12 protein-coding genes are annotated in these 12,593 nt (G+C 49.2%); 3 read left to right on the forward strand and 9 right to left on the reverse strand.

Features of this window, described 5'->3' with window-relative positions:
* The 3 genes from OEY64_07815 to OEY64_07825 are packed head-to-tail and all read left to right on the forward strand — an operon-like array spanning position 1 to position 1,830.
* A complete protein-coding gene (locus OEY64_07815) occupies positions 1-411 on the forward strand; it encodes a hypothetical protein (GenBank protein ID MDH5542854.1) in 411 nt (136 codons plus the stop codon).
* Positions 395-982 (forward strand): hypothetical protein, encoded by a 588-nt coding sequence (locus OEY64_07820; protein MDH5542855.1) that lies wholly within the window; start codon positions 395-397, stop codon positions 980-982. Before OEY64_07815 ends, OEY64_07820 begins: the two co-directional genes overlap by 17 nt.
* Positions 979-1,830 (forward strand): hypothetical protein, encoded by an 852-nt coding sequence (locus OEY64_07825; protein MDH5542856.1) that lies wholly within the window; start codon positions 979-981, stop codon positions 1,828-1,830. The genes OEY64_07820 and OEY64_07825 overlap by 4 nt, the downstream gene beginning before the upstream one ends.
* Before the next feature lie 117 nt (positions 1,831-1,947).
* Here the strand turns inward: OEY64_07825 and OEY64_07830 are convergent, their stop codons facing one another.
* The 9 genes from OEY64_07830 to OEY64_07870 all read right to left on the reverse strand — a co-directional run.
* Positions 1,948-4,350 (reverse strand): EAL domain-containing protein, encoded by a 2,403-nt coding sequence (locus OEY64_07830; GenBank protein MDH5542857.1) that lies wholly within the window; start codon positions 4,348-4,350, stop codon positions 1,948-1,950.
* Between the two features lie 236 nt (positions 4,351-4,586).
* On the reverse strand, positions 4,587-5,621 hold the full coding sequence (locus OEY64_07835; protein MDH5542858.1) for a tetratricopeptide repeat protein: 1,035 nt from the start codon (positions 5,619-5,621) through the stop codon (positions 4,587-4,589).
* A 48-nt stretch (positions 5,622-5,669) separates the two neighbouring features.
* Positions 5,670-7,685, reverse strand: a complete 2,016-nt coding sequence (locus tag OEY64_07840; protein ID MDH5542859.1) for a class I adenylate cyclase — start codon at positions 7,683-7,685, stop codon at positions 5,670-5,672.
* A gap of 126 nt (positions 7,686-7,811) precedes the next feature.
* A complete protein-coding gene (locus OEY64_07845) occupies positions 7,812-9,296 on the reverse strand; it encodes a hypothetical protein (protein ID MDH5542860.1) in 1,485 nt (494 codons plus the stop codon).
* Positions 9,293-9,985: a bacillithiol biosynthesis deacetylase BshB1 gene (bshB1, locus tag OEY64_07850; protein MDH5542861.1), complete on the reverse strand. Its 693-nt coding sequence runs from the start codon at positions 9,983-9,985 to the stop codon at positions 9,293-9,295. The genes OEY64_07845 and bshB1 overlap by 4 nt, the downstream gene beginning before the upstream one ends.
* Positions 9,943-10,689, reverse strand: coding sequence for a glycosyltransferase family 2 protein (locus tag OEY64_07855; GenBank protein ID MDH5542862.1), 747 nt, complete (start codon positions 10,687-10,689; stop codon positions 9,943-9,945). Before OEY64_07855 ends, bshB1 begins: the two co-directional genes overlap by 43 nt.
* 47 nt (positions 10,690-10,736) lie before the next feature.
* Positions 10,737-11,465, reverse strand: a complete 729-nt coding sequence (locus tag OEY64_07860; GenBank protein ID MDH5542863.1) for a chemotaxis protein CheW — start codon at positions 11,463-11,465, stop codon at positions 10,737-10,739.
* Positions 11,455-12,216, reverse strand: coding sequence for a ParA family protein (locus OEY64_07865; GenBank protein MDH5542864.1), 762 nt, complete (start codon positions 12,214-12,216; stop codon positions 11,455-11,457). The genes OEY64_07860 and OEY64_07865 overlap by 11 nt, the downstream gene beginning before the upstream one ends.
* A gap of 16 nt (positions 12,217-12,232) precedes the next feature.
* The coding region (locus OEY64_07870; protein MDH5542865.1) for a CheB methylesterase domain-containing protein at positions 12,233-12,593 on the reverse strand (361 nt) is incomplete at its 5' end.

A 12,593-nucleotide genomic window follows, 5' to 3' on the forward strand; every position in this document is an offset into this window, starting at 1 on the left:
ATGCAGAAAGACGATTTGGAAGGCTCAGTGGAACAGGATATCGACCTGGTATCGAAAATATCGGACGGGGACGGGAAATCGTGGGAGCGATTCGTCCATTCCTATTCGGGTTGGGTGCTCTACAGGGCGAGAAAATGGTGCGAAAGCCACTGCCCCGTATCAATGGCGGAAGCCGGATGCGGCCTCCTCTCCATACACCGGAAGATGGAAGGCCACCCGTCCGCCTATCGACGGGAGGAGTGTGACGAAGGTATGGATATCTATATCTGGATCTTTCAACAGCTTCAAAAGAGGGTCTCCCGGTATTCGGGGCGGAACAAAAGCCGTCTCTCCACCTTCGTTTGGCAAATACTCAACTCAAGGGAATTGTATATCGATTGGCTTAGGTGGAGATATGGCAGAGTTATATAGTCAAACCGCCTACGCGAGGCTCCCTTCGGAGATAAAAAAACTTTCGAAGGACGCGCAAACCGCCTGCATATCGCTACGGCTAAGGAAAACCGAAGAGCAGATCGCCAGGGAGACCGGAATTGATACCGAGCGCGTGACCGAACTGGCGGACGAGGTGAGGCGCACCCTTATCCTGAACGGCAAATACGACCTTATATCGGATCCTGTTTTCATTCCGCTCGACTCCGCAGAAGTGGAACCGTCGTCGAATGAGGGGGCCGGGCCTGAGGAAAAAATCGTACTTGGAAAATTCCTGAAAAAACTTGAAGAGTCGTTGCAGACTCTTCCCGTCGCGGAAAAGCAGCTGCTCCATCTCTTTTTCCAGCAGAGGATGAGCGCCCAGGAGATCGCAGGGTTCATGGGGAAACTTGGAAACGTCCGCGGAAAAAGCGAGGCGGAGGTCTTCGGCGACATCGAAAAAGCTGTCAGGAAACTGCTGTCATCTATCGAGGAATCTACCCCCTTGGGGCGCGGCACGCTGACCGTCAAGGGATTAAAAGAAATACTTCACGAAACGGGGGTGGAAGCATGAACCATCTCACCACCACCGAGATACTGCAGATCGTGGCAGGCGGAAAAGACGATTCTGGCCACCTCAAATCATGCAGTGTCTGCACCGCAAAAGCTGTAGGGATGGCGGAATTTCTTTCGGCGGCGAAGTATGCAAAACCTTTTGAAGGCGCAAGAGGGGCAAACTGTCTTTCCATCGAGGAGATCGCCGAAGCGATGGATAGTTCAGGCGGTGAACCTTCACGCATGGAACATGTAAGAGAGTGCCCGCACTGTTTCCAGAATGCGGCATACTATTTCACCGAATCCAACAGGATGGAAAAAGCGAGGGACAGGATCGCGCCGCGCCGTTTCGTGGACGCCGCGCTCGAAATAATCCCCCCGAAAGAAAACTCTGAAAACATATTGTCGTGGCTGAAACGCTGGGTGCTGATCCCCCTCCCGGCGTACGCCGCGGCAGTTTTATTGATCTCGTTCATGCTCTACACTCCGGAGATGTCGCTTGTCCCCGGCTCCGGCGGAAAAGATTTCGTCATTTACAAAAAGACCAGCAATGAAATGCCTTATTTTTATTTTGGCGCCAAAGGGGAGAGAATCGGCTCTGCCGACGCCGAGATGATCACTTTCCTCGCCGGGGAAAACGTCCGGTTTAAATGGAAAGAAGTGGAAGGTGTTTCGGAATACTTTTTCGTTCTGCAGGATACGACCGATGTGGCACCGCGCACAGTGTATCAGCAGTCAACCATGAAGACCGATTTGGACGTTAAGCGCGGATACCTGAAAGCCGGCAGAAGCTACCGCTGGATTACGGCCGGCGGCCTCCCGCCCGACAGCTACTTCGTCGGCGAAGCATCCTTCTCAGTGAAGTAAGCCTCCACGTAAAGAGTTTCAGGCATTCAAACATAACCCTGCAACTTTGAATCGCCCTTTCGACTGCCGAAAAGGCCTTGTTGATTGTTCTATTGAATACTAGAGTTCTTAAGCACTCTAATCCACGTGGACTTTTTTTCTGCCGGAGAGGAGCGCTTTCATATCAGCGGCGGGGATCGGCTTGCTGAGGTAGTATCCCTGGATCATGTCGCATCCCGCTTCACGCAAAAGCTCATACTGTTCCTTCGTCTCCACCCCTTCGGCAACGACTTTCAGGTTCAGGCTGTGACCCATGGAGATGATAGCCATTATTATCTTCGCCTCGTCTTTGCTCCTTGCGATATCATCCACGAACACCTTGTCGATCTTCAGAGTATCGACGGGGAATTTTTTCAGGTAGGCAAATGACGAATAGCCGGTCCCGAAATCGTCTATCGAAATACTTATCCCCATATCCTTCAATTTCGCCAGGATAGATATCGCGCTGTCGACGTCATGCATAACCATGCTCTCCGTGATCTCAAGTTCCAGTCTTTCCGGGGGGAATTCCGTTTCGTTCAATATCTCCTTTATCTTCTGCGCAATGTTCGGCCCCCTGAACTGTCTGGCTGAAAGGTTCGACGCCATCATTATCGGCCCCAACCCGGAATCGATCCACGATTTACCAGTAACGCAGGATGACCTCAATACATCGTCGCCAATCCTGACTATAAGGCCGGTATCTTCGGCAACTTGCATAAAGGATACCGGATACATCACCCCGACTGTCGGATGGTTCCATCTGACAAGCGATTCGACCCCCGATATTTTCCCGCTTTTTATATCGAGCTTCGGCTGGTAATGCACCATCAACTGATTTTCATCAAGTGCTATGCGAAGGTCTTTTTCAATATTCATTTTGTGGATGGCCAACTCGTTCATCTCTGAAGCGAAAAACTGGTATCTGTTCTTCCCCTCGCTTTTCGCGCGGGCCATCGCGATATCACTGTTCTGCAACAGATCCTCCGCCCGCTCGCCATCGGCTGGAAAAAGCGTGATGCCGAGGCTCGCCGTCATGTGCACTTTATCGGCACCGATAGAGAAAGGTTTTTCGAAAACCTCTATCAATTTCCTGGCAACGTTTGCCGCGTGCCCCAGGTTGTGAACGTCTTCAAGGATCAACGCGAACTCATCACCGCCAAACCGTGAAACGGTGTCAACCCCTCGCAGTCTTTCCGAAATCCGCTTTCCGGCTTCCTGCAAAAGAATATCGCCAGCGGCGTGCCCCATGCTTTCGTTTATTTTCCGGAAATTATCTATCCCCACAATGACAAGCGCAAATGAAGCATCGTTCTCCTTGCCAAAAGCGATGGACTGGGCCAATCGATCCATCAGAAGGGTTCTATTTGGCAATCCGGTAAGGGCGTCATAGTTCGTTCTGTACTTCAGCTCCTGCTGGCTTTTTTTCACTTCCGACATATCATGGAAAACGGCGATATACTTTTCGACATTGCCGAAGTCATCATTAACGGCAGTAATTGACAGCAGCTCGGGGTATGCTTCACCGTTTTTCCGGCGGTTCCAAATCTCCCCGCTCCATGAGCCTGTGGTTATGAGATCTTTCCACATTATCTCGTAAAATTTTCTTGGATGCCTGTCCGAACGCAAAATGTTGGGCTTTTTCCCGATGACCTCCTCTTTGGGGAAACCGGTTATCCTTGTGAACGAGGGGTTCACCGTAAGGATGCTCGCGTTCGCATCGGTGATCATCACCCCCTCCAGCGCTTTTTCGAAAACCTTGTCCGCGAGTTTGAACTGATCCTCCGACGCCTTCTGCGATGTAATGTCATGAACAATGCCTATCAACCTTTCAGGCTTTCCGCCATCATCGCAATATATCTGCCCCTGTGCGAAAACCGTCGCCACATTTCCATCGAGACGCGCGAGGCGATGCACGAGCTTGTATTGCCCACCCCCCTTGATCGCGTTGTCGATGGCATCCTGCACCTTTTGCCTGTCGTCTGGATAGATGGATTCCATAAAAAGCCTGTAGGTGGCCTTAACCTCTTTTGCGGTATATCCGAAAATTACATACGCTTCATCCGACCATGCAACATCCCCCGATGATATCTCCAACTCCCAGCTCCCCACATGGGCGATTGACTGCGCCTTTACAAGTATCTCTTCGCTCTTTTTAAGCGCCTCCTCGGCTTTTTTCCTTGATGTGATGTCTAAGCAGTAAACGTATGTGAAATCCTTATTCTCAACCGGAGTAAACGTAAGCGAAAAATACTTGTCTTTTGCAGATATCTCCAATTCGCGCGCCTCTCCTGTTCGCTTTGCGTCCAGAACCGATTCATCCCACCTGTCGGGGATCCTGCCGCCAATGCCGATACCAACCGAATCTAGAAAAGGTTTTGCCGACTTATTGGCAAAATCTATCACACCCCCGGAATTCACGCGGAAGACTGGATTTGGATTCTCGTATGGAAACCTGGCTAGAAGGTTCAGCTCATCCGCGCTCAATTTACCGCTGTTCATATTTCCATTTTACCTTTTACTTTTGCAAATGGTCGGCTTCCAATGATATTTGAATTTTCAAGTTACTTCCCCGCAACAGGTAAATATCGCCATGCATCGGTTTTCAGTTATATATTTTACTAGTCAAAACGGGATTTCTGAAATCGCTTTGATTCGTTTCACTCTTTTGACGGGACACCGGAACGCAAACTGTAACAGGAGGGGAGTGAAAACCGGCGAATCCCCGCGATCCCAATCTAAAAACCTACGTCGATCGCGTGGATCATCCTTTTGGCTTCCTTGAAATCAGGATTCATTTTCAGCGCGTGCTCGAATATCTTTCTCGCCTCTTTTATCTGCTTGTCTTCAAGGAGCGCGCGCCCGAGATTGTAGTAGATATTTTCATCTTCAGGATCTACCTCGATAGCTTTCTGGTATTGTCGAATCGCTTTTTTATAATCGTTCTGCCTTCTGTATATTATCCCCAGGCTGTTATATATGTTAGTCGTGTCCGGGCTGATCTTCAGCACCTCCTTGAACGCGTCCTCGGCCTCCTTGTCCATATTCCTTTCGAGAAATATCTCGCCTGCTTTTTCGAAATATTTTTCGGCCTGTTCCGGTTGACCCTTTTTCAAATATACATCTCCCATTTTTCTATACGCGCGCGCGTGGGAGTTGTCTATCATTACGGCTTTTCTGAAAGCAACGATGGCTTCATCATACTTGCTCTGGGCAGTCTTTATGTATCCGATGTTGTAATAGACTTCAGCCGACTCGTTTACAGATATTATTTCGTTCAGCACCTTTAAGGCCTCATCCAATTCTCCGGTTTCAAACAGCTTCATCGCCTTCTGAAAAAGGTCCTCCACCTGCTCGGCTTTGGGGTCGCTTTTCGACCCTTCAATTATCTGGGTTAATTTTTTGTCCAGCTGTTTATCATTTATAGGCTCTACGAAAACTCCGGAGACCCCGTATTTTCCCGCTTCTATGACCATCTGTCTGCTGACCGCGGGGACGGCGAGAAAAAACGGTATGCGGTAAAGCTCTTCATCGGCGGAAATAACCTTTAACAGCGCCAGGCCGTTCATGTTCGGCATATCCCATCCGGAAATGATGATGTCAACGGCACGGCGCTTCAGGATGTTGAATGCGGCCGCGCCATCACCGGTGTGTTCAAAATTTTTGTATCCAAGAAGTTTAAGCTGCTGGATCAGCTGTGCCCTTTTTTTGGTAAACGGCTCTACTATAAGGATAAGCAGCTTATCCTTCTCTTTTTTCGCTCCCTTGATCATTCCATTATCCCGTGTTTATGACATTTATTCCGTTCACGAAATTATACACTACAAATCAAGCCTCGCCTTGCCGCTCTTCTTATGTTCCGACCTGCTAATTTTTTCAGCCATATCCACGCCCCGTTCGATTTCACTTTTCATCATTGGGTCATTTTGCGAGTCGGGAACAGTTATATGCATGGAAAATTTCCTGCCGATAGTTTGTGTGGTCGTTTTCATTTCGTTTATCTCCCTGTATGCTTCCCGCGGTTTCAACCTCCTGTAGGTGTATTCGCCCCACGAGTCCAGAAGCACCAGATCTACCCTTTTCATCTCCCCTTCTATCTTCCCATACCCGAAATTCGGCACCACGAATACCTTTATGTGATATTTGTCGGCGATGTAATCCTTTCGCTCAGGTTCCGGCTGTGCATCTGATACAAAAAACCGGTACATCCCGGCAAGTATCTGACTGACATCCGCAAAGCTGTACAGAGGAACCTTTCCGAAAAAATTCAGCCTGGTATCCGGATTCCAAATGCCGTTAATGGCCATCCATGCCAGCATGCCTATCAGCGACCCAAACTGCGCTATCGGCTTTGAGATATTCTTGTAGGTCGACTCCACGGCGTTCAGCATTTGAAAATTGTATAACGACCAGACCCTTTCCCCTGATGAACCGGTTTCCGCAACCAGTGTAATATGAGACGGCGGCGTTGACGGTTTTGCCCCCGGATACATGAAGGAGATCTTTCCGGGACGCTTTTCGAAATAGGTGAACAGTTTTCTCCCGAGAACCGCCATATCCGTTTTGGAAATATTTACCGCTTCACTGCTATGCTCCTTGAGCCAGTTTGCCAGTCGGATATATGTATCCAAAAAGTACCGGTTGACCGCTCCTAGCGCCTGATACGATCTGTCAACCGCAAGGCCGAAATCTTCGCTCATAGCTTTAGATACGGCAGACGACCACTTCCATTCCGCAAGAAGTTCCGTGATAATCCGCTCCCTCCCGGTCTTTGGGATTACGTCCCCCTTAAAAAAGAGGTCTGCCTTTTCGGGCGTGAATCCCAACTTCAGCAAAAATGCGCCGCACATAAGCTGTACCTCTTTTTTCATCCCGTTTTTCTGGTAATAGCGCACTACCCTTTCAAACATCATCCTGTAGGGATCTATATCACCAGTCGATTCCCCCGATTTCAAAATCTCCTTTTTCAGCTCATCGCAGAGAAGGCCTTTTTCCGGCTCCAGCAGATAGCACTCGAGAAGTCCCATCTTCAGCACCGACTTGAAAGGCGAACCTATTGCCTTGTTCATTTGCCATAAGGCTCCCCCGAAAAACTCCTGCGGTTCCGCCTTCAATATATAACCGAGATCCACATAGTTTTCCGCCTCTCTCCCCAGATGAACCATTACTCTGTCGACAAATTCCGAATATTTTTCCTCCAGAAGCCCCGGAGGCACAATCCACCAAAGAGGCCTCTTCCCGGCGATAAATATCGCGGTTCGATAGAACTCGTCCTTGAAGAGCCTCCCCAACGCAGTCCCCACATTTTCCCGGTCCGTTTCTCCAAAGCGGTTTTCGCGAAACTCAACAAGATCGGAAATAAAGAAATGAACTTCCAGACCGTGTTCCCTCATCGCCCAATCTTCGATTGACGAAAGTTTTTTCTGAAAACTTTCCAGACAGCTCTCGGACAAACGGCTTTTGTCCACTATGACCACATAATCGAAATCCGATTTCTCCGTCTGCCCCACCGTCCCCAGACTGCCGACCAGCATAAGGGAGATAATTGCCGGCTCAGCTTCGCTTTTTACTAGCTCAACACCCTGGAAAAAGCGGTTGAACCCGGCCATGTGCGACTCCTTCGGCTCCCATGATGAGATGCCGCATATAGCGTCCTTGGGACATTCAAGCCCCTCAACATCGTTGAAGTTGAAAAACAGCAGAACCGGCACGGCTGAGAAAAGGCTCTGTTCGTCGTCATTGAAATTCGAAGAGGCATTGTATACTCTCTGGATGTTGTAAGAATCAAACGCGTGCCGCAAATCGGAAAATTTAGCGCTTGCATTACCAGGCTTCAAAAGCTACCTCCTATCCCGACCTGCCCAAATCGCCGAACCCTATTCTATTGCGCGATGGGTCGACTTGGAAATACTTCACCTGATTCCAAAACCAAAACATCGGCGCCATCCCGCGCTAATAACCTGTTATTCCGGAAAGCAGTTCGGCGAAAAAAAGAAGAATGGGAGTTCCCTGTCCGCCAACACATTATATCTTACAGCCTCCTCTTCAAGAGCGGAGATCCTCCCGCGCAGTTTTTCCCTTTCAGGTTCAAGCTTGCCTATCAGGAAATCGTTCAGCTCCGAAATACGCGCGCCGAGCTTTTTCTTGTCGGCTCCCTCCTGTTTTATCTCGAGAATCAGGCGTTCCTTTTCATCGTACACCTCTTCAGTATCCCCCGTCATTTCGAGATAATCCTCAGGGTGGAACCTCATCTCACGCTCTTGCTGCGTCAACTCACTTATTGCCGATGCCGGGTCTGTCAATCCTTCTACCTCCAGCGTGCATGAAGCGACTGCGAAGACCGGCGGCGTCATCCCGAAAAGGGAGCTGACAATTTCGTCTGTCACCTGATCGTATTTTGCTCCGCCGATGCCGTGCACGAACAGATCGCCTAGAAAGAGACGTTGCAACAATGAAAGGGCCACGGCTCTAGGCCATATTCTTATCCCCGCATCAAGGCATGCTTGTTTCAGTTTTTCAGGAGAGTCAATCTCCATCTCCCCGTTTGCATCAATATATATTTTTCCATCCCTGGCCTTTGCAAATAGCGGGCTTCTCTCCCCCCCTTCCACTTTCCAAAGGAGGGTTTCAATATTTCCATCCTTTGCCTGAAGGTCAGGAAACGGATTTGCAGCGGATCTCAACTGATGCGCTCTTCTGTAATTCGCCAGGGACGAATTGAACGCGACCCTAACCTCGGCTCCCTTTGCGATAAGATGATAGACAAAGATATGGAAATTGTCCGTCATGCAGATCTCCGAAAGCGGCAACTCGAACACCCCTGATGATAATTCGGGGCAGTACTCTCGCTTGAGCATCAGCATTACGTCACGCATCTTGCCGGGAAGATTTCCCGAGCGCTCCCCTATCACCTTTTCCAGGAATTTTTCCGCGAACTCAAAACGCCCTCCGGGAATCGTTGAAAGATCGTCGAAAGCCTCTTCAAGGAATTTGCCGAGCCTATCCTTATCCGTCTTCGCATCCGAGTAGAAAATCGCTTCATCGCCCAGCGGGAGCATCGAAAGTTTCCTGATCTTCGGCCTCTCCCTGAAGGAAGGGACCTTCGCGGAGAAACATCCAGATGGCTCGGTGTCCATCGAAATCCATAGCGGATTAAACAATTCCGACTGTCCGGCCAAGAGCCTGTATTTGTAATAAACACCTGCGTGAAACGGATATGGCTGATGGCCCGACAATAGAAGTGGTTTATCAGGGTAAAATACCGGGACTTCTACCCCAAGACCTTCCATATATTCCAGAGCCATGGCGAACACCTCGCTACGCCACGATTTTGCGTCGATGCCGAAAAAGTTTGAGGGAATTTTCTTGTTGTTCTCTTCCGCGATCTTTCTCCAGTCGCGGTGCGGCGGTTTACAAAATGTTTCGCCCCTGCCCGGAATGGAGATCATGGTATAAGGTGATCGAAAGAGCGGACACCTATCTCTTCGAGCTTAACAAACGGTTCGCCGAATCCAACCCCTGCGAGATACCCGAAGTATGCGGCCTGCGCCCTGAGCCTGTTTATTATTTCATCTCCGCGAGGCTTATCTCCAGAATAGAACTGCGACCTGTAAACCTTCACGGCCTCAAGCTTCTGCTCGATTGTTTCAGAGATATCAAATATCAGCGTTGGCTCTATCATTTTCTTAAGATGGATGCAGAGGTAAAAGAATATTCTGGGCGGATAAAAAGGTTCACCCTTCATATCGGTCTTCGTGTACTTTGCTATAAATCTGGCCGACTGCGCCAGACTGGAAGCCGCTACATGGTCCGGATGCGCGTCAAGATGATATGGCGCGAGAATAACGTCCGGCCTTATCTCCCTGTAAACTTCTGCCAGTTTCACCCTCGCCTCGTCACTGTCTTTCATCCACCTGTTTTGAAGACCGAGATTTATCCTTCTCTCAACTTTAAGAATAGCGTTTGATTCCATGGTTTCTTTCGCCCGAACCTCCGGCGAGCCATATGGTGTCGGCTCTCCGTTTGTTAAATCGCAGATTGTTACGCTATCCCCCTTTTTTATGAGAGAAGCGACCGTCCCACCGGCGCCTAGCTCTATATCGTCCGGGTGGGCGCCAACGGCGAGGATATTTGCCATCGATTCATCTCCCTTTCAAGTACCTTCATGTAAAAATCGAGCCTTCTATCGGGATCATCCATTTGCGCGCCGAAGGAGCGATTCAGATTTTTATAGATCCTCGCGATAGGGAACTCCCCAACCTTGAATCCAAGATGAAAAGCCTGTATCCAGAATTCTATCGGAAACGCATAGCCATGCTCCCGCAAGTCCATTTTTACGAGAGATTTCACCTTGTACCCCTTCATGCCGCAAAAACCGTCGGTCAGCTTGTAGCCGGTTATTCTGTTTACATTCTCCGTGATGACCCTGTTGATGCGATATCTGTCGGGAGGGGGCTCGTCATTATTCTCCATCACCTTCAGGTATCTTGAAGCGGAGAAAACATCCAAATCTCCCATATCCCTGAAGATCGTCGGTATATGATGAGGCTCGTGCTGCTCATCACAGTCGATGGTCACCACGCAGCTGTAACCATTTTCAGCCGCGTATGAAAAACCGTCTATGAGCGATTTACCATAGCCCATGTTGGTTTTATGTGAAAGAACGCGCACACCCTTGAGGTTCGCGATTATTTCGGAAGTCCCGTCGGTAGATCCGTCATTTATTATCAGGATATCGCCGTCATAATAGCGCTTGATCGTCCGTATGACATTGCTGATGTAAGGCTCTTCGTTGAATACAGGTATTATGACAATACGTTTATCCGTGCAATGCTGCGACATAGCTTTCCTGTATTGATAAATAAACCCGGCGTAAAATGTTAAATCGGCTAGGCGTCAAGGGTTAAGTTGGCATTTTCAACCAGTGTATCCAGGTTTAGAATCACCAGCAACGTTTCCCCAAGCCTTCCAACACCAACAATATATTCGGAATCAAGTTTTGTGGACGAAGGGGGAGGAGGGGAAATAATGTTCTTCGGAATGCTGAAGACCTCCGTGACCTCATCCACCTCAAACCCTACGAGACCGACTGTCGTATTAACGAGGACTATTCGAACCTCCTCAATGTCGATATCCTCTTCGGGAAAATGAAAACGCTCCCGCAATGAGATCACCGGCACTACCTTGCCGCGCAGATTGAGCACCCCCTTCACGAAGCTGAGCGACCGCGGGATCCTGGTAATATCCAGATTGCGGATTATCTCCTGAACGTTCATGATGTTTATGCCGTAAAGCTCATTGCCGAGCTTGAACCCTACGAGTTGAACCATTTCAACGCCGGAATCTTCCTTCTCAACTACCTCCGAATACTCATCTCCGAACAGCGGAATATCTTCAACACCTGACATTCCATCGTACTGGCCGCCACTCTCATCGTTATCAAACGGCGTCCACTCTTCGCTGTTTTCACCGGTCGACTTCGACCCTTTAGGGGAGGTCACACTCTGAGCATACTGTGAGTGATTCGGCTCCTGTATGCGGGGTATCATTTTGGGAACCTTCCAGATGCTGTCGAGCTCCACTTCCAGCGGGTTGTGCCCAAGTATTTTATCCGCCAATTTCCACAATCTCCTTTGCAACGGAAGCCATTGCTTTCGCGCCGTGGGAATCGGGGGCGAAATCGAAAATCGTCCTGCCGAAACTCTGCGCCTGATCAAGCTTCATATCGTACTTTATAACCGTTTTTGACATCTTCCCGCCAAAATGATTTTTCAGTTTGTTCATAATGGATTCTACCAGAATAGTTTCCATGAAAAAAGTGGGGACCACCATCGAAAGACGCAACTCTTCATGGTCGAAATTCTCCCGGACGGTCTTGATGGTATCAAGTATCTCCGCGCATCCATCCAACGCCAGGTATGTAAGCGAGACAGGTATGACCACCTCTGTACATGAGTAGAGTATGTTCACCGTGAGAAGCCCTAGCGAAGGAGGCGAATCAATCAAGACATAATCGTACCCTTCGGCCTGTTCTATCTTGTCCCGCAGTTTCCTGTGCCTGTCGGGATGCTTTGAAACGTTCACCACCACGTCTGTGAGAAGCTTGTTTGATGGGATGATTGAAAGGTTGTCGTACTTTGTGTGCAAAACTACATCCTCTACTGAGATGTCTGGGTAAACAAGCAGATCAAAGGTTGTCTTTTTAAGCGTATGTATGTTCACCCCAAGCGATTTGCCGATGTGCCCCTGCGGATCCATGTCGATTACCAGGACTTTTTTCCCTTGAAGGGCTATCCATGCGGCGACATTTGATGAAAGGGTGGTTTTCCCGCTCCCCCCCTTTTCATTGACAAAAGCAATTCTCCTCATAATGCCTGAATATCCTTCAACGCTTTACCGCCTTTAATATCTGCGCTTTCATGTCTTCCAGCGGCAATATTTTATCGGCCAGATGCTCTTCAACTATTGCCCTCGGCATACCATAGACGACACAGCTTGCCCTGGCCTGGGCAAAAACCTGAGAGTTCCCCTTTTTCATCTCTCTTGCGCCGATCAATCCATCCTGCCCCATTCCTGTTAAAACTACTCCGAGCGCAGTACCGGGGAACGCCAAGGCGACGGAGAGGAGCATCTGATCTACACTGGGACGGTGGAGAGAGTTGGACGGTTCCGGATCCAGATCAATGACAGCCGGTGTAGTGCGCCCTTTTTTTACCTTAAGGTGGAACTCGCCGGGAGCGAGATAA

Source organism: Nitrospinota bacterium (assembly GCA_029881495.1).
GTDB lineage: Bacteria > Nitrospinota_A > UBA7883 > JACRGQ01 > JACRGQ01 > JAOUMJ01.

Bases quoted from the DNA above. Each gene is read 5' to 3' on its own strand.
- OEY64_07830 (MDH5542857.1), bottom strand. From the start codon at position 4,350: ATGAACAGCGGTAAATTGAGCGCGGATGAGCTGAACCTTCTAGCCAGG.
- OEY64_07845 (MDH5542860.1), bottom strand. From the start codon at position 9,296: ATGATCTCCATTCCGGGCAGGGGCGAAACATTTTGTAAACCGCCGCAC.
- OEY64_07865 (MDH5542864.1), bottom strand. From the start codon at position 12,216: ATGAGGAGAATTGCTTTTGTCAATGAAAAGGGGGGGAGCGGGAAAACC.
- OEY64_07820 (MDH5542855.1), top strand. From the start codon at position 395: ATGGCAGAGTTATATAGTCAAACCGCCTACGCGAGGCTCCCTTCGGAG.
- bshB1 (MDH5542861.1), bottom strand. From the start codon at position 9,985: ATGGCAAATATCCTCGCCGTTGGCGCCCACCCGGACGATATAGAGCTA.
- OEY64_07825 (MDH5542856.1), top strand. From the start codon at position 979: ATGAACCATCTCACCACCACCGAGATACTGCAGATCGTGGCAGGCGGA.
- OEY64_07855 (MDH5542862.1), bottom strand. From the start codon at position 10,689: ATGTCGCAGCATTGCACGGATAAACGTATTGTCATAATACCTGTATTC.
- OEY64_07815 (MDH5542854.1), top strand. From the start codon at position 1: ATGCAGAAAGACGATTTGGAAGGCTCAGTGGAACAGGATATCGACCTG.
- OEY64_07835 (MDH5542858.1), bottom strand. From the start codon at position 5,621: ATGATCAAGGGAGCGAAAAAAGAGAAGGATAAGCTGCTTATCCTTATA.